At 63.1% G+C, this 24412-nt stretch carries 21 protein-coding genes; 6 read left to right on the top strand and 15 right to left on the bottom strand.

Annotated elements, in window-relative coordinates; all coding sequences use genetic code 11:
• The first annotated feature begins 28 nt into the window (after positions 1 to 28).
• Positions 29 to 901 (top strand): DMT family transporter, encoded by an 873-nt coding sequence (locus BG60_RS06475; RefSeq protein WP_034470932.1) that lies wholly within the window; start codon positions 29 to 31, stop codon positions 899 to 901.
• Between the two features lie 63 nt (positions 902 to 964).
• On the opposite strand, the gene BG60_RS06470 is transcribed toward BG60_RS06475, so the two are convergent.
• The 10 genes from BG60_RS06470 to BG60_RS06425 form a co-directional block, all read right to left on the bottom strand.
• Positions 965 to 2506: an amidase gene (locus BG60_RS06470; RefSeq protein ID WP_008348121.1), complete on the bottom strand. Its 1542-nt coding sequence runs from the start codon at positions 2504 to 2506 to the stop codon at positions 965 to 967.
• Positions 2507 to 2535: 29 nt separating this feature from the next.
• Entirely contained in the window at positions 2536 to 3300 is a 765-nt protein-coding gene (locus BG60_RS06465; RefSeq protein WP_008348126.1) for an SDR family NAD(P)-dependent oxidoreductase, read from the bottom strand.
• Positions 3301 to 3346: 46 nt separating this feature from the next.
• The gene (locus BG60_RS06460; protein ID WP_008348127.1) at positions 3347 to 3997 is read right to left on the bottom strand and encodes an ANTAR domain-containing response regulator; all 651 of its coding nucleotides are present in this window, start codon (positions 3995 to 3997) and stop codon (positions 3347 to 3349) included.
• Between the two features lies 1 nt (position 3998).
• Positions 3999 to 5153, bottom strand: a complete 1155-nt coding sequence (locus tag BG60_RS06455) for a transporter substrate-binding domain-containing protein (RefSeq protein ID WP_008348129.1) — start codon at positions 5151 to 5153, stop codon at positions 3999 to 4001.
• A gap of 81 nt (positions 5154 to 5234) precedes the next feature.
• A complete protein-coding gene (locus tag BG60_RS06450; RefSeq protein WP_008348131.1) occupies positions 5235 to 6221 on the bottom strand; it encodes an acetamidase/formamidase family protein in 987 nt (328 codons plus the stop codon).
• 12 nt (positions 6222 to 6233) lie between these two features.
• Positions 6234 to 6941: an ABC transporter ATP-binding protein gene (locus BG60_RS06445; protein WP_008348132.1), complete on the bottom strand. Its 708-nt coding sequence runs from the start codon at positions 6939 to 6941 to the stop codon at positions 6234 to 6236.
• Positions 6938 to 7648: an ABC transporter ATP-binding protein gene (locus BG60_RS06440; protein ID WP_008348134.1), complete on the bottom strand. Its 711-nt coding sequence runs from the start codon at positions 7646 to 7648 to the stop codon at positions 6938 to 6940. Before BG60_RS06440 ends, BG60_RS06445 begins: the two co-directional genes overlap by 4 nt.
• Positions 7645 to 8727 carry an ABC transporter permease subunit gene (locus tag BG60_RS06435; protein ID WP_008348137.1) on the bottom strand — a complete coding sequence of 361 codons (1083 nt, stop codon included), beginning with the start codon at positions 8725 to 8727 and terminating at the stop codon, positions 7645 to 7647. Before BG60_RS06435 ends, BG60_RS06440 begins: the two co-directional genes overlap by 4 nt.
• A gap of 8 nt (positions 8728 to 8735) precedes the next feature.
• Positions 8736 to 9605 carry an ABC transporter permease subunit gene (locus tag BG60_RS06430; protein WP_008348139.1) on the bottom strand — a complete coding sequence of 290 codons (870 nt, stop codon included), beginning with the start codon at positions 9603 to 9605 and terminating at the stop codon, positions 8736 to 8738.
• Between the two features lie 72 nt (positions 9606 to 9677).
• Positions 9678 to 10910 (bottom strand): urea ABC transporter substrate-binding protein, encoded by a 1233-nt coding sequence (locus BG60_RS06425; protein WP_008348141.1) that lies wholly within the window; start codon positions 10908 to 10910, stop codon positions 9678 to 9680.
• A gap of 337 nt (positions 10911 to 11247) precedes the next feature.
• Between BG60_RS06425 and BG60_RS06420 the strand changes: the two genes are divergently transcribed.
• On the top strand, positions 11248 to 12057 hold the full coding sequence (locus tag BG60_RS06420; protein ID WP_008348142.1) for a class II aldolase/adducin family protein: 810 nt from the start codon (positions 11248 to 11250) through the stop codon (positions 12055 to 12057).
• 100 nt (positions 12058 to 12157) lie between these two features.
• Complete coding sequence (locus tag BG60_RS06415; protein WP_008348144.1) at positions 12158 to 13462, top strand: MFS transporter; 1305 nt, start codon at positions 12158 to 12160, stop codon at positions 13460 to 13462.
• A gap of 9 nt (positions 13463 to 13471) precedes the next feature.
• Here BG60_RS06415 and BG60_RS06410 read toward each other — a convergent pair whose 3' ends face one another.
• Positions 13472 to 14383 carry a LysR family transcriptional regulator gene (locus BG60_RS06410; RefSeq protein ID WP_008348147.1) on the bottom strand — a complete coding sequence of 304 codons (912 nt, stop codon included), beginning with the start codon at positions 14381 to 14383 and terminating at the stop codon, positions 13472 to 13474.
• 152 nt (positions 14384 to 14535) lie between these two features.
• Positions 14536 to 14748 carry a DUF6900 domain-containing protein gene (locus tag BG60_RS06405; RefSeq protein WP_008348149.1) on the bottom strand — a complete coding sequence of 71 codons (213 nt, stop codon included), beginning with the start codon at positions 14746 to 14748 and terminating at the stop codon, positions 14536 to 14538.
• Positions 14749 to 15068: 320 nt separating this feature from the next.
• On the opposite strand from BG60_RS06405, the gene ptsP reads away from it, so the two are divergent.
• Entirely contained in the window at positions 15069 to 17600 is a 2532-nt protein-coding gene (ptsP, locus tag BG60_RS06400) for a phosphoenolpyruvate--protein phosphotransferase (protein ID WP_033536207.1), read from the top strand.
• Between the two features lie 21 nt (positions 17601 to 17621).
• A complete protein-coding gene (gene ptsG, locus BG60_RS06395; RefSeq protein ID WP_034470929.1) occupies positions 17622 to 19406 on the top strand; it encodes a PTS glucose transporter subunit IIBC in 1785 nt (594 codons plus the stop codon).
• A 1-nt stretch (position 19407) separates the two neighbouring features.
• Here ptsG and BG60_RS06390 read toward each other — a convergent pair whose 3' ends face one another.
• Both BG60_RS06390 and BG60_RS06385 read right to left on the bottom strand, forming a co-directional pair.
• The gene (locus BG60_RS06390; RefSeq protein ID WP_008348155.1) at positions 19408 to 20616 is read right to left on the bottom strand and encodes a benzoate/H(+) symporter BenE family transporter; all 1209 of its coding nucleotides are present in this window, start codon (positions 20614 to 20616) and stop codon (positions 19408 to 19410) included.
• Between the two features lie 75 nt (positions 20617 to 20691).
• On the bottom strand, positions 20692 to 22014 hold the full coding sequence (locus BG60_RS06385) for an MFS transporter (protein ID WP_033536208.1): 1323 nt from the start codon (positions 22012 to 22014) through the stop codon (positions 20692 to 20694).
• A 290-nt stretch (positions 22015 to 22304) separates the two neighbouring features.
• Here BG60_RS06385 and BG60_RS06380 point away from each other — a divergent pair, with 290 nt between their 5' ends.
• Positions 22305 to 22811: a MarR family winged helix-turn-helix transcriptional regulator gene (locus tag BG60_RS06380; RefSeq protein ID WP_200889168.1), complete on the top strand. Its 507-nt coding sequence runs from the start codon at positions 22305 to 22307 to the stop codon at positions 22809 to 22811.
• Here the strand turns inward: BG60_RS06380 and BG60_RS06375 are convergent, their stop codons facing one another.
• The gene (locus BG60_RS06375) at positions 22812 to 24407 is read right to left on the bottom strand and encodes an MFS transporter (RefSeq protein WP_008348160.1); all 1596 of its coding nucleotides are present in this window, start codon (positions 24405 to 24407) and stop codon (positions 22812 to 22814) included. It lies immediately after the preceding gene.
• Between the last annotated feature and the right edge of the window lie 5 nt (positions 24408 to 24412).

Genomic DNA, 24412 nt, shown 5'->3' with positions numbered 1-24412 from the left:
AGACCAGCCCGTGCCGGGACGGAGCCCCATGCCGCTGCCTTTTCTCGAAGCGGCAATGGTGCTCACCTGGAGTTCGGGCTTCATCGGAATGCGGTTCTCGGCGGACTATGCGCCGGTCTATCTGGTGACGTTGTGGCGGTTCATCGCGCTGTCCATCGGCTTGTTTCCGTTTGTGGCGCGGGAGATGCGGCATGCGCCCAAGTCTGTTCTGATCCGGCAATCATGCATCGGCGCATTGGCGATGGCCGGCTATCTTGCGGGCGTCGCGGGTGGCGTGCAGCTTGGCGTGCCCGCCGGTCTGGCGGCCCTCATCGCGGACTTGTTGCCTGTCGGCGTGGTGCTGATTACCACGTGTCTCTTTCGCCAGCGCAGCCCGGCTGTCGTGTGGGCCGGATTAGGGCTCGGTCTTGCCGGGACGCTGATCGTCTGTCGCGATGCCCTTTCTCTCGGCAGCGCGCCCGCATGGGCCTATGGACTGCCGGTCGCGGGGATGCTATCGCTCGCGGCGGGCACCGTCTGGCAGCAACGTTCTTCGCACTGCGGCACCCTGACTCCGCTCGGCATGCTCTGGCTGCAGAGCTTGGTGTCGTGCCCGATCTTTCTCGCGTTGCAAGCATCTCAAGGCCGCATTGCACCGATGCTGTCCGCCGGTTTCGCGGCGAGCGTCGCGTGGAGCGTCATCTTCGCGACGCTCGGCGGATGCGGTCTTTACTGGGCGTGTCTGCGGCGGACATCGTCTGCTCGCGTGACGAGCGTTCTGTTCCTCAGCCCGCCCGTCACGCTGATCTGGGCATGGGCGATGTTTCGCGAGCCGCTATCGTGGCTGATGGCTCTCGGCACGGTGATTTCCGGCGCGGGAATACTTCTTGTCGTCAATCGCAGCAGCGGCGATGGCGGCTAGCGCGGGATTCGTGCGGCCCGCCCGCAAAGGCGAGCCATTCGACGCACGCGCGTGCAACCCGCGTCAGGCGAGCACAGGCGCCTTCCGCTTGCCCGCGCCTTGCTCATACGCATAGGCCAACGCGAGCAAGGCGCCTTCGTCCCACTGGCGGCCCACGAAGATGAGGCCGAACGGCGAGCCCGACGCGTAATAACCCGCCGGCACCGCGACGCCCGGCAGACCCGCGATATTGATCTCGCCCACGGTCGTTTCCTGAATGGTGTCCTTGCCGTGTAGCGGCGGAAGCTCGCAACGCATCTGCGGGAAGACGAGCGCGTCGAGCCGTTGCTCGTCGAACACCTTGTCGAAGATACGCAGATAACGCGCCTTCAGTGCGACGAATTCGGGCATCTCCGGCGGCAGCGACGGATTCGCCAGCGCGGCCTTGAAATCCGCCAGGTTATGCATGAAGTTCAACACGCCGTCCGGACCGAATGCGTCTTCGTCCTGCGTGGCCTGCGCGAACTCCGCGAAGGTCTTCAGCGCCGCGCCCTTGCCGAGCCGTTCGAGATACTTCTCGACATCGTAGGGAATGGATTCGAGACCGCGCGCATCGAAATTGGCCAGCGGCGCAGTCGTCTTGCGCAGATCGGCGAAGCCCGAGCCTTGAAACGGATCGTCGATCAGCGTCGCGCCGAGCGATACCAGTTCGCCCTTCGCACGCTCGTACAACGCGGCGGCTTCGTCGGAAAGCGGCTGATTGCGCCACCCGGGACCGTAGAGCCCGATGCGTTTGCCCCGCAGCGCGTTGCCGTCCAGCGCGGCCGCATAGCCGCCTTCCGGTTGCCGGCCCACGCTCGCGAGCGTCTTCGGGTCTTCGCTCGTGTAGCCGGCGAGCACGTCGAGACACAGCGCGGCGTCTCTCACGTTGCGCGCGATCGGCCCGACGACATCGCGGTTGCCCGACAACGGCACCACGCCCGCATTCGGCACCAGACCGATGGTCGGTTTGATGCCCACGAGATCCTGCGCCGATGCGGGATTCTGGATCGATCCGCCGGTTTCCTCGGCGAGCCCGAGCACCGCCATGCCCGATGCCACCGCCGACGCCGTGCCCGCGCTGCTGCCGCCCGGCACGCGGTCGCGCATTGGGACATTGATCGTGGGGCCCGCCCAGCTATCGTTGGCGTGCGAGCCGGTGTGGCTCAGGATCGGCACGTTCGTCTTGCCGAGCAGAATCGCGCCCGCACGACGCATGCGCGCGACGACCGGCGCATCGCGCTCGGGCATCAGATCGACGCCGCCCGTCTTGCTGTACAGCTTCGACCATCCCGCGGTGGTCGGGAAGCCGACCATGTCCATCGGGTCCTTGATGACGACCGGCACGCCCGCGAGCGGCCCCAATAATTCACCGGCCGCGCGCCGTTCGTCGATGCTGCGGGCATCGTCGAGCGCCGCCGGATTCAGAAAGATCAGCGCGTTATAGGTGCCGTTATGGCGCTCGATCCAGTCGAAGCAGGCCCGCGCCAGTTGCTCGGCCGTGAACTTGCCGCGCTTGAATCCGTCCTGCACGCTCTCGACCGTGAGGTTGACGAGATCGATGTCGATCGCACTGCGTGTTTCCATTCGATGCCCCCGTTGAGTTGCCCGGTTTGTCAGAGTTGAACGCCGCGCGTGAGCGCACCATCGACGACGATGTTCGCGCCGCTCACGAAGCTCGCCGCCGGACTCGCAACGAACGCCACCGCATTCGCGATCTCCTGCGGCTTGCCCATGCGGCCGGTCGGATTGAGCGCCAGCGCGCGTTCGAACAGCGCCGGATCGTTGTGCTCGATCCAGTCCCACACGCCGCCTTCGAAGTACACGTTGCCCGGCGAAACCGTGTTCGCGCGAATTCCCTTCGATGCGAGTTGATTCGCGAGCCCCTGCATGTAATGCACGAGCGCGGCCTTGAAGACGCCATAAGGTCCCGCAGCGAAGTCGATCTCGCGTCCCGATACGCTCGAAATCGCGACGATCGAAGCAGCCTTGCTCGCGGTGAGATACGGCATGGCGGCATCGACGAGATTGACCGTGCCGAGCAGATCGGTCTCGAACTCCTTGCGCCACGATTCGATGTCGTTGCCGATAGCAAGCGCGCTCACGTTGGCCACGAGGATATCGAGCCCGCCCCACTCGGCACCCACGCGCTCGACCCAGGCCTTGAGCGCCGCGCCATCCGACACATCGACGGCCGCGCCCGATGCCCGAGCGCCGCTCAGTTCGGACAGCGCGCTCGCAGTCGCCGCGACGCTGGCCGCGTCGCGTGCGCAAATGGCCACGTCGGCGCCCTCGGCAGCCAGCGTCCGCGCAATCGCGAGACCGATGCCCTTGGTTCCGCCGGTGACGATCGCCTTCAAGCCCTTCAGTTGCAGGTCCATGTTCGTCGCTCCTTTGTACGTCGATGAAAATGGCGGCACGACGCGCTCACTCCCGGTCGCGCCCGTCCTCCGTTGAAAGTCCGCGCGCGATCTGCAGGACTTCGCCCGCCTGAATGACGGAGTGGCAGATATCGTCGATGGTCACGCGCTTTTCCATCGCCTGCGCGCGCAGCATGTCGTACGCTTCGCGCTCGCTCACGCGATGCATGATCATCAAAATGTTCTTGGCTTCCTGCAGATGCCGGCTGTCGAGCAGCTTCTGTTCGAGCCTCGCGATGCGTTGCGTATGCTGACGCGCGCGCCTCGCGTGATAGAGCGCCATCACCACGGTGGACAAGAGACCGGAGGCGCGAATGGGCGTCGTGACGATGCCGTCCGATCCCAGCTTGATGGCCTGATCGATGAACGTCGGGTTCTCATACGCCACCACGCAGATGACGGGCGGCGCATCCGGACCGCTCCACTCGCCCTTCGGCGCACGCTCTTCGGGCAGCAACGCGCGAAACACCAGATCGGTCTTCTCGGGCAGCGTGTCCGTGGGCGGCCAGCATCGCTCCACCTGAAAGCCCATGCGCCTCAGATGATTCGTGAGCGTCAGTCCGTCATCGTCATCGGGATGAAACACGACGACGCGCGCATTGCGCTCGAGAATCGAACCCGTCAGGCTTCGCTGGCCTCTGTCTGTTCGCGCGCTCACGTCAGTACTCTCGCGTGCTCAGCTTCGTGACCCAGTCCCCGAGCGTCTGACGCGTCATGTACGGATCGGGGCCGACGGCGAACTTGGACTCGCGCAGGATCGTGAACTGGCCGTCGGCATTCGCGCGGCCGATGCGCGGATAGAGCGCCATGTGATGATTGACCGGATCGATGCGCACGCGGCCTTGCGGCGCAGCGTATTCCGAGCCGAGCAGATGCGGCATGATCGCCCCGATCTCGTCGGAGCCCGAGCGCGCGTAGGCTTCGGCGAACATGTGCATCTGATAGTACGCGGCCTCCCAGTTCATGTCGGTCGGGGTATCGGAGCCGTAGCGCGACTGATGATGCGCCACCGCGCGATGATTCTCTTCCGTGTCGATGCTCTGAAAATACGGCGCCGCCGTGATGTGCCCCGCCGCGATGCCACGCTGCATCGCGTGGATTTCCGTCTCCGATGTGTTCAGGCTGCCGATCGGCATGCGCGACGGATCGAAGTCCGCGTGCGCGTAGGCATCGTAGAGATACGGCACGGTCGCGCCGATGACCGTGCTGAAGATCCAGTCCGGCGACTTGCGCCGGATGTCCGCGACGACCTGTTCGAACTGCTCGCGCGTGGCGTCGAGCGAAAGATAGCGTTCGCCGAGGATCGCGCCTTCCGGATGCTGAAGCAGCAGCTCCTGCATGGTGCGGTTGCATTCGTACGGATAGACATAGCTCGAACCGACGAAATACACGCGCGCGCCGAACGTCTCCGTCATGAAGTCCGCGAGTTGCACGCCGTTCTGATTGGGCGACGCGCCGCTGTAGATGATGTTGTCCGAATACTCGAAGCCCTCGTACATCTGCGCGTAAATCAGCAGACGGTTGTGCTTTTCGACGACGGGCAGCATCGCCTTGCGGCTCGTCGATGTGTATCCGCCGAAAATCGTATTGACGCCGTCCTTCACGATCAGACGCTCCGCAAGCTCGCGGAACGCAGCCGGATCGGACGCGGGATCGTAGTGGACGGCGACGAGCTCGCGCCCGCCTATGCCGCCGCGCGCATTGATCTCTTCGACGGCGAGGCGCGCACCACGCCATTGAGACTGCTCGAGCAACGCGGTCGAGCCGCTCGTCGAGCACAACAGGCCCACTCGGATGGGATCGGACAAAGCCATTTCGTGACACGCTCTCGAATGCGCGCGGAACGGCGGCCCCGCGCGTGATACCAACTGCTCTGGATTCGTCTGACTGACGCGTTATTTGAGGTAGTGCTTGGCGACCATTGCGCCAACCGTATATTTTGGATCGACAAAATTGCCCAGTCGAACCTTGCCGACCTGACTCAGCATCATGTACGCGTCCCACTTGTCGAAGCCGTATTCCGCGGCCATCCACAGCACGAGTTCACGGTACGCGATGCGCGTCGCGTCTTCCAGCGGCCGCGCGCTGCCGATGCTCATCAGCGCATCTTCGTTTTCGAGGCGCGGCCAGTCGATCTGCCACTTCTTGATGAGATCGACGCGCACGGTCGTCGTGCTCTGATATTCGACGGCCGTGCCGCAGACTTCGCCGTCGCCCTGACAGGCGTGTGCATCGCCGATGAACAGCCGTCCGCCCGGCGAGCGCACCGGCAAGTACGTGATGCTGCCCGGCCCCATGTCGGGCACGTCCATGTTGCCGCCGTGATTGTCGGGGGTGAGCGAATTGATCGAATCGATTTCGGGTGAAAGACTCAGCGTGCCGATATGCGGCTTGTACGGCAGCGTGTTGCGTTTGCTCCAGTACACGTTTTCTTCGTCGATCTTGATCTTGCGCACCACTTCGGGCAGCGGCTCGTTCAGGAGCGCGGTGTAGTCCGTGCCCGTCAATCCGCCGAAGTTCGGGATCATGCAGCAGAAGCCGTGCGGATCGTCGCCGCGCGGCGCCATCTTTTCGATGTAGACGGCGACCACATCGCCCTTCTCCGCGCCCTCGATCATGATCGGCCCGTTCTGCGGATTGAGGAACGGCACCTGCAGCACTTGCGACGGCTTGTCCGTCTCCTCCCTGATCTTGCCTTCGAACGCGTCGCGCGTTTCCACGACGACGCGATCGCCGGGCTTCACATGCAAGACCGGCTGCGAGTACGGGCCGATCGTGTAGTGATACGTCTTCTGCATTTCCTCGGTCAGATGGTGTTCCACCGGCTCGCGATCGGCGCCGACGCCACGCTTCATCATGATCGAGTCTTCAAGCCATTTCATGTTTCGTCTCCGTCACAGTGCCAGATACTGGCGAATCAGTTGTTCGTCCGCGAGCTGCGCGGGGCTCAGCGTCTCGACGATGCGGCCCTTGTCCATCACGCAGCAGCGCGTCGCGATGCGTTCGACCATCCCCATGTCCTGCTCGACCAGCACCACGCCGATGCCCGTTTCACGCGCGATCTGCTGAAGCGTCTCGCCGATCAGATCGACGATCGATGGCTGGATGCCTTCGGACGGCTCATCGAGCAATACCACTTTCGGCGAACTGATGAGCGCCCGCGCGATCGCAAGCTGCTGCTGTTCGCCGCCGCTCATGGTTCCGGCCTTCTGCTGGTAGCGCTTCTTCAGAATCGGAAAATAGCCGACCACCTTGTCCTTCATCTGCGCCGCCTGCGCGCGATTCGCCTGCGCGCCGACCTGCAGGTTTTCCGCGACCGTCAACGCGCCGAAAATCTCGCGGCCTTGCGGCACGTAGCCCATGCCCTTCTGCGCGCGAACATACGGCTTTTCGTGGCCGATGGATTCGCCATCGAGTTCGATGCTCCCCGCATCGAGATCGATCAGCCCGATCAACGCGCGCATCAGCGTCGTCTTGCCGACGCCGTTGCGCCCGATGAGCGCCAGCACTTCGCCCGCCCCGACGCTCAACGACACGCCGTTGAGCACGCGTCCGCCGCCGTATCCCGCTTCCACGCCCGACACTTGAAGCAACGCGCTCATTTCTTCTTCCCCAGATAGACTTCCGCGACATCGTCGCGTGCGAGGATCTCGTCGAGCGGGCCATCGGCGAGCAGGCTTCCTCCGTGCAACACCGTCACGCGCGACGCGATCTGCTTGACGAAGGTCATGTCGTGCTCGACCACCATCATCGTGAGACCCGCAGCCGACAGACGCTTGATGAGCTCGCCGGTCGCATGGGTTTCCTCGACGGACATGCCGGCGACGGGTTCATCGAGAAAGAGCAGCTTCGGACGCAGCGATACGGCCATCGCGATTTCGAGCCATTGCTTCTTGCCGTGCGACAGATTGCGCGCGAGCACATGTTCCTCGTTTTCCAGCATGAAGCGCTGCAAGAGTTCATCGAGGCTTTCGGGGCGATCGTCCTTCGCGCGATGCAGCGACAGTTGCAAGTGCTGACGCACGCTCAGGTCCGGGAACACGCCGGGAATCTGGAACTTGATGCTCATGCCCATGCGAATGCGTTCGTGCGGCAGCACATGACTCATGTCCTGGCCGAGAAACATCACGCTGCCTTCCGACGGCCGGTGCTCCCCCGTGATGAGCTTGAAGAACGTGCTCTTGCCCGCGCCGTTCGGCCCGATCACGCAGCGAATCTCGCCTGCATCGATGCGGAAGTCGATGCCGTTGATGACGTGCGCGCCGCCGAAGTGCTTCTTGAGTCCGCGCGTTTCCAGCAGCGTGGTCATGACTTGCCCTCCTCCCGTTTGAGACATGCGCCGCCGCGCGGCGCATCCTGACCCGCGCGGCCCTGCATACGCCGCAGATGCCGCGCGACGAACGGCAGCAGACCTTCCGGCGCCGCGAGCACGACGATCAACAGGATCGCGCCGAGCAGGATCAGCGCGTACTGGCTGCCGTACACCGCGAGATTCTGCGAAAGCCACACGAGGAGCGCCGTGCCGAGAATGGTCCCGCCGATGCTCTTTCTGCCCGACGTCGCCACCCAGATCACAGGCATGGCGGCGGACGTGAGGCCCATCGTCGAGGGCGTGATGTAGGAGCCCCAGATCGTGTACAGGGCGCCCGACAATCCGCCGAGCGCGCAGCCGAGCACGAACACGAGCAACTGATGCCGGCGGATATCGACGCCCAGCATCTCGGCGCGCTGCGGATTCTCGCGAATGGCGATGAGCGTGAGGCCGAACGTGCCGTCGAGCAGCTTGCGCATCGCGGCATAGACGACGATCAGCAGAATCAGCACGAGGTAGTAGAAGCTCGCGTTTTCCAGCGTGAGCGGTCCGCCCGGCCAGGGAACCGTGAGCGGCGGCATGCCGCCCATGCCGTTGTAGCCGTTCAGGCGCGCTTCGCCGATCGCCCATTGCGGACCGGCCGTCTGCGACATGAACGTTTCGAGCACGAGCGTCACCGACAACGTGACGATGCCGATGAACACGCCCTTGATGCGGCCATAGAAGATCATGTAGCCGATCAGCGCCGCCGCGACGATGCTCACCACCAGTCCCGCGCCGAGACCGAGCCACGAATCGAACCAGGCATCGCCGTAATTCAGCGTGAAGATGCCGTAGCTGTAGCCCGCCAATCCGAAGAAGGCGGTCTGCCCGAAGGACAGGATGCCGCCATAGCCCCACATTGCGGCGAGGCCGACCGCGCCGAACGCCCACAACAGGCAGTACGCGAGATTGCCGCTCGTTGTGGCATCCACGACGAGCGGCAGCGTGAGCGCCACGAGCCAGGGCACGTAGTGCGCCGCGCGAGTCGTGGCGCTCGCGGGAGATAGCCGCGAAGGCTCTTTCGTTTGCTTCACATTGCCTCCTAGCGCGCGCGGGAAAAGAGGTTGCCGAGACCTTGCGGCATCAGCCGGATCACGACGATGACCGTCACCAGCAGGCCGATCTGCCCGAACAACTGACCATACGAGGCCGTGAGCGCGGTCTGGATGACGGCGAGCACGGCCGCGGCGGGCGTCGTCCCCGCGATCACGTTCGCGCCGCCGACGACCACCGACACGAACGCCTGCACGATGAAGTTGCTGCCCATCGTCGGCACGGCGGTCATGGTCGGCGCATAGAGCGCGCCGGTCAGGCCCGCGAGTCCCGCGCCGAGCGCGAACGTCAGCGTATAGAGACGGTCCGTGCGCAGGCCGAGACATTGCGCGATGCTGGCGTTCTGGATCGTCGCGCGGGCGCAGACGCCGTAGTTCGTCTTGAAGAACAGCAGATAGAGCGCGAACAGGATGGCCAGGGCGATGCCGGGCAGCACGGCGCGGTACGTCGAAAACGAATAATCGCCGAGCGAGAACGATCCGAACGGCGTGCCGATGCCTTCTATCGAAGGTCCGGCGACGAGCAGCATGGTCTGCTGCACGATGAGGCTGATTGCCCACGTCGCCACGACGGAATCGAACAAGCGGTCGTACAAGTGGCGAATCACGAGCCGCTCGATCACCACGCCCGCGAACGCCGCCGCGAGCGCCCCGAGCAGCATGGCGAGAGGAAGCGGCAAGCCGCGCTTGGCCGCGATGATCGTCACGTAGGCGCCGCACATGATGAACTCGCCATGCGCGAGATTGATGACGCCCATCATGCCGAAGATGACCGCGAGACCGAGCGCCGCGAGCACCAGATAGGCGAAGCTGTCGCCGAACTGATAGACGAGCGAATAGAGAACCGAAAAGGTGGCCATGCATGCTCCACGTTCAAGAGACCTGCGCGCGCCCGTCGTGTGCGGCGCGCGCGCCGGCCCGGATCAGGACGATCAGGACTTCTTGGGCAGGTTCGACGGCGTGTACTGGCGATGATCCGGCTTGTTGGGCAGATCGCAGCCCACCTTGCCGAGCCAGTACGGCTGGACGTCGTCCCAGACCTTCGGAATATCGACCGAGTGATCGTCCTTCACATGCACGAGGTAAATGGTGTGGCTCGCGTGATGGCTCTTCGGGTCCATGCACACCTTGCCCTGCGCGCCTTCCGTGCAGATGCCGCTTTCGAGCGCCTTGCGCACCGCGTCCTGATTCGTCGTTTTGGCTTTTTCGACGGCTGCCTTGTAGAGATAGATGGCGTCGTACGCGTTCGCTGCTTCCTGATTGATGTACGGCTCGTTCGGGAACTTCGCGTGGAAGCGCTTCTTGAAGTCGTTGCTGGCGGGCGTATCGACTTCTTCGACGTAGTTCGCCGTCACGTACATGTCCTTCAGCGCAGGCGGTTTGAAGCGCTTGTGCTCGTACGCCTGACCGACGTTGACCGAACTCGCCATCGGCAGATTCAGATGTGCCGACGCCTGCTGCTCGTAGTACGACGCCTGATTCGCGCCGACCAGCAACGTCACCACGAAGTCGGGCTTCGCCTTCTGGATGTTCTGGATCGTCTGTCCGAACTGCGATACCGACAGCGGAATGAATTCCTCGCCGGCCATCGTGCCGCCGTTCTCCTTGACGATATTGCGGACCCACTCGGCGGAAATCTGCCCGAAGTTGTAGTCGGCGGCGATGGTGTACACCTTCTTGCCGTACTTCTGCATCATCCACGGGATCAGCGTCGAGAATTGCTGTTCGGGCACGGCGCCCGTGACGAACGTGTTGGTATCGCACACGCCACCTTCGTACTGATTGTCGTACCAGTAAAGCTGTTTCGCGCGGTCCATGATCGGCCGAATCGCTTCGCGAGATGCGCTCGAGAATGCGCCGAAGATCACATCGGGCTTGTCGGTCTGAACGAGACGCCGTGCCAGTTCCTGGAACTTGGTGTTGTCGGATTGCGTGTCGTAGGCGATCAGCGAGACAGGACGTCCGAGGATGCCGCCCTTCGCGTTGATCTCATCGACTGCGAGTTGCGTGGCGTGAATTTTCGGAATGGTCGCCAGTGCGAAGTTTCCCGAGGCATCTTCCAGCAGGCCGATCTTCACGGGATCGGCGGCACTCGATGCGAGCGAAGTCAGTGCAAGTCCTGCGGTAAGGGCGAGACGCATCCAGCCCGACGGCTTCAGCAACATGCGGATTCTCCAGAAATGAGCGCTAGAACAGGGGGAAAAACGCGGACAAAAAAAAGCCCCCTGACGAACCGCGGGTTCGTCAGGGGGCTTCTGTGCCGGATCCTCGGGCGGACATCTTTGTCAGGCCGCGAGGTATGGAGCCCAGTCTAATGCGTCAAATTTTTCCTTGTCAACGGTGGACAAAAATCGCCGGATGGCCGAAATCGCACGCGCGGCACAGGCGCCGGTGAAGCGGCGGGCCGGACGATATGCATAAATCCTATTCCGGATAGCCCCTGAATCCGCCGAAAGTCCGCTTCTATACTGGCATTCCATACCTTCACGAGGAGACGAAACGATGTTGATGGACGCCAAGGACTCGGTCTACAGTCCGACACAGGACGACCTGATTTTTCCGCAAGAACCGACGTTTTCGAGTTCCGCCGAGGAACGCCGCTATCGCAAGGAGCATCTCGCGGCCGCGTGCCGGATCTTCGCGCGTCATGGCTTCAGCTTCGGCTTCGGAGGCCATCTGACGGTGCGCGATCCCGAGCATCCGGAGCTTTTCTGGACCAATCCGATGTGCGTGCCGTGGTCGCGCACGAAGACATCGCAACTGGTGCTCGTCGATCATTCGGGCACGGTGATCGAAGGCAAGTACGCCGTGAATCGCGCGGGCTATGTGCTGCATTCGGCGATTCACGCGGAGAACCCCGACATCATCGGCTCGTGTCACGCGCATACCGTCAACGGCGACGCCTGGGCCGCGATGGGCAAGCCGCTCGACTACGTGACGCAGGACGCGTGCATGTTCTACGGCAGCCATACGGTGGTGCGCGATGGCGCGGGCAAGGTGCCGGTCGCGAATGAATCGGGTAATCCGATCGCGCGCGCCTTCAACGATCACAAGGCCATCATCCACCAGAATCACGGGCTGCTGACCGCGAGCCGTCACAGTATCGACGATGCCGTGTGGACGTTCATCGCGCTCGATCATTGCTGCAGGATGCAACTGCTGATGGACGCGGCCGAGTCGCGCCCGATCGAGATCGATCCGGAGTTCGCGGAGTATTCGCATCGCCATCTGGGCAATTCGTTCATCAGCTGGCTGCATTTCCAGACCATGCTCTACGAAATCAACGAGCAGGAGCCGGATTACCTCGACTGACCCATCGGTGTGCGAGGTACGGCGGCGGCATGCGCCATGTCGCAACTTGCCCGCGCATGCCGCCCGAGAGCGCTCAAGAAAATCTATATTGGAGACACGCATGGACGCGCTATATGGCGAAGAAGCCGTCAGACAGACGGACATGAGCCGCACTTACTACCGAGCCTACTGGCGGCTGTTGCCGCTATTGCTGATCTGTTATCTCGTCGCCTATCTCGACCGCGTCAACGTTGGCTTTGCGAAACTGCAGATGCTCGACGCACTGCGTTTCGACGACGCGATCTACGGCCTCGGCTCGGGCATCTTCTTCGCGGGCTACTTCTTCTTCGAGGTGCCGAGCAACCTCATCATGCGCCGTGTCGGCGCGCGTAAGTGGATCGCCCGCATCATGCTGACGTGGGGCGTCATCTCGGCGGCGATGATCTTCGTGCAGACGCCGATGCAGTTCTACATCGCGCGCTTTCTGCTCGGCGCCGCCGAAGCCGGTTTCGCGCCCGCGATCATGTATCTGCTCACGCTGTGGTTTCCGGCCCGCTATCGCGGCCGCGCGATGTCCATCTACGTGATGGGCGCGCCGCTCGCGTTCGTCGTCGGGGGTCCGATCTCCGGCTACATCCTGCATGCGTTCTCCGGCAACGCGCATATGGCTGCGTGGCAATGGCTTTTTCTGATCGAAGCGATTCCGGCCGTCGTGCTCGCGTTCGTCGTGCTTGCCTTTCTCGATGACGATCCCGCGCGCTCGCGATGGATCAGCGAGGACGAGCGCTCGAACGTGCTGGCCGAAATTCGCGCGGAGAACGCCGGCAAGATCGATCATCCGAGCGTGCGCGCGTTTCTCGCCAACCGGAAGCTGTGGTGGTTCTGCGCTATCTTCTTCTGCCTCATCATGGGCCTCTACGCGCTCGGCTTCTGGATGCCCTCGCTCATCAAGCGCAGCGGCGTGACCGATCCGTTGTCCATCGGCCTGTATTCGGCGGTGCCGAACGTCGTGGCGGCGATCGCGCTGTTCGTGTCGAATCGCAGCGCCGACCGCACCGGCGGACGCCGCGCGCATTTCGCCCTCTTCATGCTGATCGGCGCGGTTGGACTGGCCACGAGCATGTGGCTTTCGGCAGGCCCGATCATGACGACGCTCTGTCTGTCGATCGCGGCGGCGGGCGTCTATTCGTGCGTCGCGCTCTTCTGGGCGCTGCCGACGAGCCTCTTCGTCGGCGCATCGGTCGCGGCGGCGCTCGCGTTCATCAATTCGGTCGGGAATATCGCGGGCTTCGTATCGCCTTATCTCGTCGGCATGCTCAATGTGATGGTCGGTCACGCGGAAGTCGGCATGTACGTGATCTCCGCGTTTCTCGTGCTCGGCGCGGCGATGACCATGCGTCTGCCGAAGACGCTCGACGACAAGTGAAGCGCCGGCTCAGGCGGCCCACGGCGGCCGCTTGAGCCTTTCCGTCACGTAGTCGATGAACGCCCGCACACGCGGATGCAGCGACGAGTCGCGCGGATACAGCGCATAAATCGCGGTTTCGTCCTTCGGCTGGAAGTCGGTCAAGAGCGGCACGAGCATGTTGCTGCGAATCGACGGAAGCACCATATGCTCGGCCATGCGCGTGATGCCGACGCCAGCGAGGCACATGTACACCGAGCTCACGCCGCTGCTCGTCTGAAAGTTGCCGTCGATGAGCATGGACGTGCGCTCGCCATCGACCATGAAGGGCCAATGGTTGAGATGATCCATCGGCGGCTCCCACATCAGGCAATTGTGGTTGACGAGATCCGCCGGCACCGAAGGCACGCCGTGCCGCGCGATATACGAAGGCGACGCGGTCACGACGCGTTGCAGATGACACAGCTTGCGGCTGACGAGATTCGAGTCCTGCAGGCTTCCCATGCGGATCGCGACATCGAATCCTTCGCCGATCACATCCGCGAGCGTATCCGACAGCGACAGGCGCACCCGCAGGCCGGGATAGCGCTCCAGAAAGCCCGGAATGAGCGGCACGATCTGATCCATGCCGAACGAAGTCGCGACCGTCACGCGGATACTGCCGGTCATGTGCTGACCCGCGCGCGCGAGTTGGGCTTCGCCGGTGTCGATGTCGTCGAGAATGCGCTTGCACAGCGCGAGATATTCGTTGCCTTCCTGCGTGACCTGCAGACTGCGCGTCGAGCGCCTGAGCAGCGCGACGCCGAGGCGCTTTTCGAGCGCCGAGACCGCGCGGCTGACATACGGCTGCTGAAGGTTGAGCATGAGCGCCGCAGCGGTGAATCCGCCGGTTTCCGCGACGGCCTTGAAAATCCTCATTTCGACGAGGCGTTCGTCCTTCATGTACTCGGTGCGGCCTAAGCGATGATCAACCAGCGATCTTAGCCAGCGGCTGCTTACTTCTATATCGGGAGTTGCACGGGTATGGATTCCCGGCGGATTCGAGCGGCTCGAGCACGGGCTCGCGACCTCAGAAACCGTCTCGCCAACCGTCTTCAGACGGTGCTCGCCGCGCGCTTCACGCCGTTTCCGACCAAAAGACCCAAGTCGTAAGCGCGTTCGAGCGCGCGCCCGATTTCGTCGACGCGACACATGCGGATGTCCGCGCTCGGCTTGCCGATCGGATCGAACGATTGAATGCCTAGCTCGTCGCGCGCGATTGTCAACAGCGGCTCCCAATGAGCTTCAGTCTTGTTGCGGTAGGTCATGGTTTGCGCTCCTTTCTCTTGCATTTGTTACTTAACAAGCTTAGGAGCGCGAGCCCCCGTTACCTGCGACGGATCGCCGCGATTCGAATGTCGTCTCTAGAAATCGTCATTGCGCCGCGAAACAATAGCGCGCTTTTTGCCGCCACTGCTCTTGAAAGCAGAACGCGGCGTTTCAGAATCCGAATCGATGTGGGCATTCCGGCACGTACTGCGTGCTTTTGCGAACGCACATCCATTCGGTCAGCGAATCATGGAGCCGTTGCCTATGATGGATCTCAGGCCGGTTCCAGCTCATCGTCAAAGGACAAGGAGTCGTTCACATGAAAGCTCCTCAACGTTTGGCACGAATCGAGTTGATAGCGCCGTTGTCAGGCGTGATGGTCCAACTCGACACCGTGCCCGATCCAGTTTTCGCGCAGAAGATGGTCGGCGACGGCGTATCGATCGATCCCACTTCGGACGAATTGCTCGCCCCGCTCTCGGGGACAGTCACGCAGCTGCATCGAGCGGCGCACGCGGCGACGATCACCGGCGAAAGCGGTCTCCAGGTGCTGATCCACATCGGCCTCGACACCGTGATGCTGCGCGGGGAAGGCTTCACGCCGCTCGTCAAGGAAGGCGACACCGTCACGACCGGCCAGCCGCTGATCCGCTTCGATCCGGTCGTCGTCGGCGCGCGGGCCGTGAGCCTGCTCACGCAGATGGTCATCGCCAACGGTGAGCTCGTGACCCGCTACGTGCCCGCCACGGGCCTCGTCACGGCGGGCAAGGACGTCGCGTTGACGGTCGAATTCGTCGGCGCCGCCGCGGACGACGCGAGCGGCGGCCCAGCAGGCGCCATCCGGTCAGACGAAATCACGCTGCCGAATCCGCAAGGCCTGCACGCGCGGCCCGCTGCGGTATTCGCCGCCGAAGCCAAGAAATACAAATCCGACATTCGCGTCCTGCGCGGCGACGACAGCGCGAACGCGAAATCCGTCGTCGCGCTGATGGCGCTCGCGACGAGCTTCGGCGACAAATTGCGCGTCGAGGCCGCCGGCCCCGATGCCGGCGAAGCCGCCGCCGCGCTCGCGCGCCTGCTCGCGTCGGGCTCGGGCGAAAAGCCCGGCGACGCGCCCGCGCCCGCCGTTGCCGCGGCCGAACCGGTCGCACCGGCGCGCGCCCCGTCCACGAACGCCAACGAATTCACGGGCGTCTCCGCGTCGCCGGGACTCGCGGTCGGCAAGATCGTGCAGTTCCGCCGCGAAGTCATCGACGTGGCCGAGGCGGGCGAATCGCCGCAACGCGAACGCGCACGGCTCGACGCCGCGCATCACGAAGCGCGTCAGCAAATCGAGGCGCTGAAGGCGAATCTGACCGATCCGTCCAAGGCGCAGATCCTCGACGCGCACCTCGAACTGCTCGACGATCCCGATCTCACCGACGCGGCCATCGCCGGCATCAGCGACGGCAAGAGCGCGGGCTTTGCGTGGCGCGCCGCGTTCGAGACGCAGGCGAGCAATCTGGAGAGGGTCGACAACGCGCTTCTGCGCGAGCGTGCGGGCGATATCCGCGATGTCGGCCGCCGCGTGCTGGCGCTGCTCGCGGGCGTAAAGCAGGCGCATATCGACGTGGCGGACGAATCGATCCTCATCGCCGAGGAGCTTTCGCCCTCGGACACGGCCTCGCTCGATCGCAGCAAGGTGCTCGGTTTCTGCACGACGACCGGCGGCGCGACGAGTCACGTCGCGATTCTGGCGCGCTCGCTCGGCATTCCGGCGATCTGCGGCATCGACGAAGATGCGCTGCAATTGCCCGATGGCACGCTCGTCGTGCTCGACGGTTCGCACGGCAGCCTGCGGCGCAATCCCAGTGCGGACGATCTGGCCAAGGCGCGCGAGCGCATCGACCGTCAGACGAAAAAGCGCGAGGAAGAGAAAGTCGCCGCGAGCAAGCAGGCCGTCACGGCGGACGGGCATCGCGTCGAAGTCGTTGCAAATATCCGGAATGCGCAGGAAGCGCGCGATGCGGTCGCGGCGGGCGCGGAAGGCGTCGGACTGCTGCGTTCCGAATTTTTGTTCGATAACCGCGACACCGCGCCGTCGGAAGACGAACAGGCCGCCGAATATTGCGCCGTGGCCGAAGCGCTCGGCCGCGAGCGTCCGCTCGTCGTGCGAACGCTCGACGTCGGCGGCGACAAACCGCTGTCGTACCTGCCGCTGCCGAAAGAGGACAACCCGTTCCTCGGGCTGCGCGGCGTGCGCGTGAGCCTCGATCGTCCCGATATGTTCCGCACGCAATTGCGCGCGATTTTGCGGGCCGCGCCGATCGGCAATCTGCACATCATGTTCCCGATGGTCGCGTCCATCGAGGAAGTGCGCGCGGCCAAGCGGCTTCTTCAGGAAGAAGCCGGCGATCGCATCGACAGCGTCAAGGTCGGCGTGATGATAGAAGTGCCGTCCGCCGCGCTCATCGCCGAGCCGCTCGCGCGCGAAGTCGATTTCTTTTCCATCGGCACCAACGATCTGACGCAGTACACGGTCGCGATGGATCGCGGACATCCGAAGCTCGCGAAACAGGCGGACGCGCTGCATCCGGCGGTGCTGCGTCTGATCGGCATGACCGTCGATGGCGCGCACAAGCATGGCAAGTGGGTCGGCGTGTGCGGCGGCATCGCGTCCGATGCGATGGCGGTGCCGGTGCTCGTCGGCCTCGGCATCGACGAGCTGTCGGTCAGCGTGCCTGCCGTCGGCTCGATCAAGGCGCAACTCGCGCGCCTCACGATGGGCGAAGCCCGCCAGCTCGCGGCAAAGGTAATCACGTTGGGCACGGCCGCCGAAGTGCGCGCCCTGCTCGCCCCGTACGCGGAATAAGCGGAACAAGCGGAGAAAAAAATGTTCAAAAACGCATTCGGCGTGGTGCAGAAGGTCGGCAAGTCGCTGATGCTGCCGGTCGCGGTGCTGCCCGTCGCCGGCCTCTTGCTCGGTCTCGGCGCGACCGATTTTCATGGCTACGTGCCCGCCATCATCCTCGAACTGATGAAGAACGCCGGCGACGTGATCTTCGGCAATCTGCCGTTGATCTTCGCGATCGGCGTGGCGCTCGGCTTCACGGAAAACGATGGCGTATCGGGAATCGCCGCGACCATCGGCTATCTCGTGATGACGGCGACGCTCGGCGTCATCGCGAAGCTCGAAGGCGTCGAGCCGACGATGATCATGGGCATTCCGTCGATTCAGACCGGCGTGTTCGGCGGCATTCTCGCGGGCGGTCTCGCGGCGTGGATGTTCAACCGCTATTACCGCATCACGCTGCCAGCCTATCTCGGTTTCTTCGCCGGCAAGCGCTTCGTGCCGATCGTCACGGCCATCGGTGCGATCGTGCTCGGCGCGGTGCTGTCGGTCGTGTGGCCGCCGATCGGCGGTGTCATCAAGGCGTTCTCGCAATGGGCGGCGGTCTCCGATCCCCGCACCGCAGCCACCGTGTACGGTTTTGTCGAACGTCTGCTGATTCCGTTCGGTTTGCATCACATCTGGAACGTTCCGTTTTTTTTCGAGGCGGGCAGCTTCCTCGATCCGACGACAGGCAAGATCGTTCATGGCGACATCAACCGTTTCTTCGCCGGCGATCCGACCGCGGGCATTCTGTCGGGCGCCTTCCTGTTCAAGATGTTCGGCCTGCCCGCCGCCGCGATCGCGATCTGGCATTGCGCCAAACCCGAAAAGAAGGTTGCGGTCGGCGGCATGATGGTGTCGGCAGCGCTGACTTCCTTCCTCACCGGCATCACGGAGCCGATCGAGTTCGCGTTCCTGTTCGTCGCGCCCGTGCTGTACTTCATTCACGCGTGTCTCGCGGCGTCGGCGCAATTCGTCGCCAATACGCTGAACATGCACATGGGCTTCACGTTCTCGCAAGGCGCGATCGACTTTTTGATGTTCAACCTGATCGGCAACAAGGCGACGCACGCGTGGTACGTGTTCATCCTCGGGCCGATTTATGCGGCGATCTATTACGTCGTGTTCCGTTTCGTGATTACGCGCTTCAATCTCAAGACGCCGGGACGTGAGGACGATACGGCGGCCACTGCCGCGGTAAGTTCCAGTGGCGTCGGCGGACGCTCGCGCGATCTCGTGCTCGCGTTCGGCGGCCGCTCGAACATCAAGAGCCTCGATGCGTGCATCACGCGCCTGCGCATCACGGTGAACGATCCGTCGCTCGTCGATGATGCAAGGTTGAAGGCGCTCGGCGCTGCGGGCGTCGTGCGCGTCGGCAACGGCGTGCAGGCGATTTTCGGGCCGCTGTCGGAGAACATGAAGACCGACATGCAGGACTATCTGAAGACCGCGGGAAGCGACGCCGATCTGCCAGTGGCGAGCGCAGCATCCACCGCCACAGCTTCCGACGCGATGAGCGCCCCGGCTGCGGCGCCCGCGCAGGATGCAGCGCAGCAGAAGGCGCGCGCGGAAAAGATTCGCGCGGCGCTGGGCGGCGCGGCCAATATCCTCAAGCTCGAACCGCTCGCGGCCACGCGCTTGCGCGTCGCGCTCGGCGATGCGTCGCGGCTCGATGGCGCCGCGCTGAAAGCAGCGGGCGTGCCGGCGACGCAGCCGTTTGCCAACGGCGAACTCGATCTGATCGTTGGACTCGAAGCGGAGAACCTTGCGGGCGCGATGCGTTGATTCACGCGGGCACGTCGCCCGAGCGCGGCTTTTCCACGGCGTAGTAAGCGAGGCACCCCGCCACGACGCCCCAGAAAGCCGCGCCGATACCAAGCAAGGTCACGTCGCTGAGCGTAACGACGAACACGATCATCGCGCTCAGCGGCAACGCCGAACGAAACGCGCTGACGAAAGACTTTTCGAGCACGCCCATCATCGCGAGCCCGGCGAGAATCGCGATATACGCGCCGGGCAGATTCGCCAGCAGAAACACATATGCCGTGGCGAACACGCCGATCGCCACGCATATGACGCCCGCGATCAACGCGCCGATGTAATGCCGGCCATGCGTGCCGCCCGACACGAGAATCGCATTGCTCGGCCCCGCAAGCACCGAAGGACAGCCGCCGAACGGCGCGGTGATCGCGCTCAGCACGCCGCTATAGATCGTCACGAGCCGCAACGACGTGCGATATCCCGATGCCCGCGTCACCGCGATTCCCTGCGCGTTCTGCACGAAAATCACGGTGATGAGCATCGGCAACAAGAGTTGCGAGATCGCGCGAATATCGAAGCGCGGCGCGACCAGCCCAGGCGTCGCCGTCCATGCACCGCCGCTGTGACTCGGCAAACGGAAGCCCGTTGCGAAGAGAATCGCCGCGCCTGCCAGCATCGCGCCGATGAGCGGCGGCATGGGCGCTGCGTTGCGTCGCTCGAGCCACATCAGCCCGAAGAACGCGATCGACATGCTGGCGCCTATGAGCGGCGCGGCTATCGTCGAATGCACGACGGCCAGCACGTACTTGATGAAGAGTCCGGCGATCATCGCCATGACGATCGCCATGGGCACCCATCGGTCGAGCAGCGCGACGAGGTTCGTCACGCCGAGCACGAGCAGCACCGCGGCGCACACGAGATACGTGCCCACGGCTGCGCCGAATCCGTATTGCGCGATCACCGGCGCGGCGAGAATCGCGCCGGGAATCGTCCACAGAAAGAGCAAAGGCTGACGCGTCTTCCAGCTGATGACGATGCTCGCCAGCCCGTTCATGCCGATCGACGCGAACAGCCACGACGATGTCTGCGCGACGCTCAAGCCGCCCTCGCGCGACGCGGCGATGATGATCGCGACCGGTCCCGTCGCGGAAAAAGTCATGCTCACGAACGCAAGCGAAAAGTACAAAAGCCATGACCGGCCGATGCCGCTATCGGAAGCGCCGCCAACAGACATGTGTCTCGCTCGAACGGAAGCGTTTTCTCGCGTCGGCATCGACGCAGAAAAACGCTGCGGATTGAAGGGCCGGCCTCAATGCGCCATCGATTCGGCATGTACGGGCGCACGCCATGCGAGACCGATGATCACGCCGAGCACGCAAAGCGCGCCAATGTACCAGGCGGGGGCCATCGTGATGCCCTGCCGCCCTACCAGAAACGAGGCGATTGCGGGCGCGGTGCCGCCGAAGATCGCATACGCCGTGTTGTACGAGAGCGCGAAACCGGTGAAGCGCACTTCCGGCGGAAAGCTCTTCACGATGATGTAAGGCCCGAGCGTGATCGTCCCGATCAGGAAGCCGCCGAGGATATACAGCGCCCACACGGACTGACTGCCCGCGTTCAGGTTCATGTAGAACGCGCCGGTGACGAGCAGCATCGCGACACTGCCGATCGCATACGCGCGCCCGCCGCCGATCTTGTCGGCTGCCCATCCAGCGAAGGTGCTGCCGACGATCAGCCCGAAGATCGACCACGAGTTGTTCGTGAAGACATCCTTCGGCGCGAAGTGGAACTGCGATTGCAGGAACGTCGGCGTGTAGAGGAAGTACAGCACGAAGATGCCGGAGAACACCCACGTCGCCAGCAGCGAGACGATCACCGCGCCGCGATGCTCTTTCAGCACGACCGCGAGCGGCAGACGCGCATCCGCTTCACGCTTCGCACGCAGCGCTTCGAACACCGGCGTTTCCTGCAGATAGCGGCGCAAATAAACGGAGATCAGACCGAACGCGCCCCCCGCGATGAACGGCAGACGCCAGCCCCAGCTCTTCAGATCCGCCGGCTCCATGTTGCCGATGAGGAACTTCGCCGACAGCGCGCCGAGCAGAATGCCGGTGCAAAGACCCGACATCAGAAGACCGCATGCGAGACCGATACGATCGCGCCTGACATGCTCGGAGCAGAAGATCCACGCACCCGGCACTTCCCCGCCGACCGAAAGACCCTGCAAAACGCGGCACAAGAGAAAGAGCAACGGCGCGACGATGCCGAGCGTCGCATAGCTCGGCAACAAGCCGATGAGCAACGTCGGCGCGGCCATGAGAAAAAGGCTCAGCGCGAACATCTTCTTGCGGCCGATGCGATCGCCAAAGTGCGCGAAGAAGATGCCGCCGATCGGACGCACGAGATAACCCGCTGCGAAGATGCAGAACACTTCGAGCTGCGCGAGCCATTCGGGCGTCTGCGGCGGAAAGAACACGGTGGCGAGCAGCTTCGTGAAGAACACCGCGACGATGAAGTCGTAGTACTCCAGCGCGCCGCCTAGCGACGCCAGCATCAGCGTCTTGATATCGTTGCGTGACATCGACCGCCCATGAATGGCGACGTCGTCCGTCTGTACCGGGGTAGAACTCATCTTTGGCTCCAAACTCTGAGTGAGGTGACGTTCAACGCATTCGCCATTTAATCAGCATGCTGATTATTCATGCGCGCCTTCTTCACCTGCGCATGACCCTGTGCGACGCATCGTTCTATTGACTTCGCGTATTGACTTCAATCATTGACATCCGGCGCTCCAGCCATCAGCATTTCGTCAGTACGCTGACGGATAGATTTGTATCCGGAAAAAATTGGGAGCGCAACTGTGATTGCACCTACAATCTTTAGATTCCTGCGTGGCAAAACTTCTTCGATAAAGGGTTAAGGATGAGTACCGTTGCCGATAAAAAAGCTGCTGTTTCCGATGGCGGCATCGAGACCGGACACTTGTGGCAGCGGCCGGGGTTTCTGATCCGGCGGCTCAATCAGATCCATATCGCGCTCTTCTTCGAGTGCTGCAAGGACTTCGCCATCACGCCCGTGCAGTACGGCTTGCTGACCACATTGAGCGAGCGGCCCGGTCTCGACCAGACATCGCTGTGTGCGGAAGTGGGCGTCGATCGCACGACGATGGCCGACGTGCTGCGCCGTCTGGAGGAACGCGGACTCGTCAAGCGCGAGCCGAGTCCGCACGACGGGCGCCTCAAGATCGCGAACATCACGGCGAAAGGACGCCGCACGATGAAGGACATGTACGGCAGCATGCGTGAAGCTCAAGTCAGATTCCTTGGCCCGCTGAGCCCCGAAGATCGCGCTCATTTCGTGCGAATGATGATGCAGCTCGTCGAAGGCAATAACCAGTACGGCCGCACTTCCCTGAAGCATTTCGACTGACTATCGCGTGATATCGCGGCGGTACGTTTCGGGCACGAAGAGCGCGCCGACCGCGAACGACACTACCGCGATCACGATCGGATACCAGAGCCCGAAGTATACGTTGCCGCGCGCCACAGCCATCGCCGACACCACGAACGGCAGCATTCCGCCGAACCAGCCCGAACCCAGATGGAACGGCAACGATAGCGACGTATATCGAATGCGCGCCGGAAACAGCTCGACCATGAATGCGGCCATCGGGCCGTAGACCATCGCGAGATAAAGCAGCAGAAGCCACATCAGAAATACGACCATTGGCGCGTTGATTTTCGACGCATCCGCATGCGCCGACCAGCCCGAGGCGATCAACGCCTTTTCCAGTTCGCGTTTGTCGCTTCCATGAACGACGATCGAGCCGATTTGCGTCGATGCCGCTTCTCCCGCTTGCAACGGAGCGCGGTCATACGAAACACCCGATGCGCTGAGAAACGAGCGTATGCGATCGCATTCCGTCACTGGCGCGGAGAACAGCGTAAAGCGGCAATCGTCCGCGTGGACCGTGACAGGTGCGCTCTTCTGAAACGCTTCCAACCGAGGATTCGCGTAGTGCGTGAGCGCATGAAAGATCGGTTGCGTCGTCGCGGCGAGCAACAGGCACGCGAGCATCATGATCCACTTTCGTCCAATGCGATCCGATAGCCAGCCGAACACGAGGTAGAACGGAAATACCGCGATCAATGCAATCGCGAGGAACAGGTTCACCGTATTGGGCGCGACTTTCAGCGTGTTCTGCAGAAAGTACATGGAGTAGAAATGTCCAGTGCCGAAGACGACACCCACGCCCGATGCCGTGCTGAACAGCATGATCAACACGTATTTGAGGTTCGCCCATTCGCCGAAGCTCTCGCCTATCGGCGAAGTCGATAACCTGTTCGCGCGCTTCATCTCACGAAAGGTCGGCGATTCGGCGAGCTTCGTGCGCAGATACACCGAGATCGCGAGCAACACGATCGACACGAGGAACGGCACGCGCCAGCCCCAACTCTGGAATGCGGCTTCGTCCATCGATGCACGGCTGATGCTGACCGCCGCGATCGATGCGAGCAGGCCCAGCGTCGCTGTCGTTTGCAGCGAGCTCGTATAAAAGCCGCGCCGATCCACAGGCGAATGTTCCGCGAGATAGGTCGCCGCGCCGCCCGTTTCGCCGCCGAGCGCGAAGCCTTGCAAGAGCCGCAACGCAACGAGCAAGCCAGGCGCCGGCATGCCGATCTTGTCGAACGACGGCAGCAAGCCCACGCCGATGGTCGCGACGCCCATCAACACGATGGTCGCCATGAACGTGTACTTTCGCCCGATGCGATCGCCGAGCCTGCCAAAGAAGAGCGCGCCGAGCGGACGTACGAGGAAGCCCGCACCGAACGTCGCGAGACTCGCGAGAAAGGCCACCGTATCGTTGCCGCTCGGAAAGAACAACGTGCTGAACGTGCCCGCTAGCGCAGCGTAGATATAGAAGTCATACCATTCGAGCAACGCACCGAACGAAGACGCGACGATCAGCGTGAATTCATGACGCGTGACTGCGCGGTGCGACCGCTCCGAAAGAGACGTGGCCATGTCGA

Origin of the sequence: Caballeronia zhejiangensis, assembly GCF_000698575.1 — a bacterium.
Classification (GTDB): Bacteria; Pseudomonadota; Gammaproteobacteria; order Burkholderiales; family Burkholderiaceae; genus Caballeronia; species Caballeronia zhejiangensis.
This window is presented reverse-complemented; position numbering and strand designations above follow the sequence as displayed.

What these genes read in the sequence shown, in the direction of transcription:
- BG60_RS06445 (WP_008348132.1), bottom strand. Translation starts at nt 6,941, where the DNA reads ATGAGCGCGTTGCTTCAAGTGTCGGGCGTGGAAGCGGGATACGGCGGC.
- BG60_RS06470 (WP_008348121.1), bottom strand. Translation starts at nt 2,506, where the DNA reads ATGGAAACACGCAGTGCGATCGACATCGATCTCGTCAACCTCACGGTC.
- ptsG (WP_034470929.1), top strand. Translation starts at nt 17,622, where the DNA reads ATGTTCAAAAACGCATTCGGCGTGGTGCAGAAGGTCGGCAAGTCGCTG.
- BG60_RS06440 (WP_008348134.1), bottom strand. Translation starts at nt 7,648, where the DNA reads ATGACCACGCTGCTGGAAACGCGCGGACTCAAGAAGCACTTCGGCGGC.
- BG60_RS06410 (WP_008348147.1), bottom strand. Translation starts at nt 14,383, where the DNA reads ATGAAGGACGAACGCCTCGTCGAAATGAGGATTTTCAAGGCCGTCGCG.
- BG60_RS06475 (WP_034470932.1), top strand. Translation starts at nt 29, where the DNA reads ATGCCGCTGCCTTTTCTCGAAGCGGCAATGGTGCTCACCTGGAGTTCG.
- BG60_RS06380 (WP_200889168.1), top strand. Translation starts at nt 22,305, where the DNA reads ATGAGTACCGTTGCCGATAAAAAAGCTGCTGTTTCCGATGGCGGCATC.
- BG60_RS06390 (WP_008348155.1), bottom strand. Translation starts at nt 20,616, where the DNA reads ATGTCTGTTGGCGGCGCTTCCGATAGCGGCATCGGCCGGTCATGGCTT.
- ptsP (WP_033536207.1), top strand. Translation starts at nt 15,069, where the DNA reads ATGAAAGCTCCTCAACGTTTGGCACGAATCGAGTTGATAGCGCCGTTG.
- BG60_RS06450 (WP_008348131.1), bottom strand. Translation starts at nt 6,221, where the DNA reads ATGAAATGGCTTGAAGACTCGATCATGATGAAGCGTGGCGTCGGCGCC.
- BG60_RS06405 (WP_008348149.1), bottom strand. Translation starts at nt 14,748, where the DNA reads ATGACCTACCGCAACAAGACTGAAGCTCATTGGGAGCCGCTGTTGACA.
- BG60_RS06425 (WP_008348141.1), bottom strand. Translation starts at nt 10,910, where the DNA reads ATGTTGCTGAAGCCGTCGGGCTGGATGCGTCTCGCCCTTACCGCAGGA.
- BG60_RS06430 (WP_008348139.1), bottom strand. Translation starts at nt 9,605, where the DNA reads ATGGCCACCTTTTCGGTTCTCTATTCGCTCGTCTATCAGTTCGGCGAC.
- BG60_RS06420 (WP_008348142.1), top strand. Translation starts at nt 11,248, where the DNA reads ATGTTGATGGACGCCAAGGACTCGGTCTACAGTCCGACACAGGACGAC.
- BG60_RS06385 (WP_033536208.1), bottom strand. Translation starts at nt 22,014, where the DNA reads ATGAGTTCTACCCCGGTACAGACGGACGACGTCGCCATTCATGGGCGG.
- BG60_RS06375 (WP_008348160.1), bottom strand. Translation starts at nt 24,407, where the DNA reads ATGGCCACGTCTCTTTCGGAGCGGTCGCACCGCGCAGTCACGCGTCAT.
- BG60_RS06465 (WP_008348126.1), bottom strand. Translation starts at nt 3,300, where the DNA reads ATGGACCTGCAACTGAAGGGCTTGAAGGCGATCGTCACCGGCGGAACC.
- BG60_RS06415 (WP_008348144.1), top strand. Translation starts at nt 12,158, where the DNA reads ATGGACGCGCTATATGGCGAAGAAGCCGTCAGACAGACGGACATGAGC.
- BG60_RS06455 (WP_008348129.1), bottom strand. Translation starts at nt 5,153, where the DNA reads ATGGCTTTGTCCGATCCCATCCGAGTGGGCCTGTTGTGCTCGACGAGC.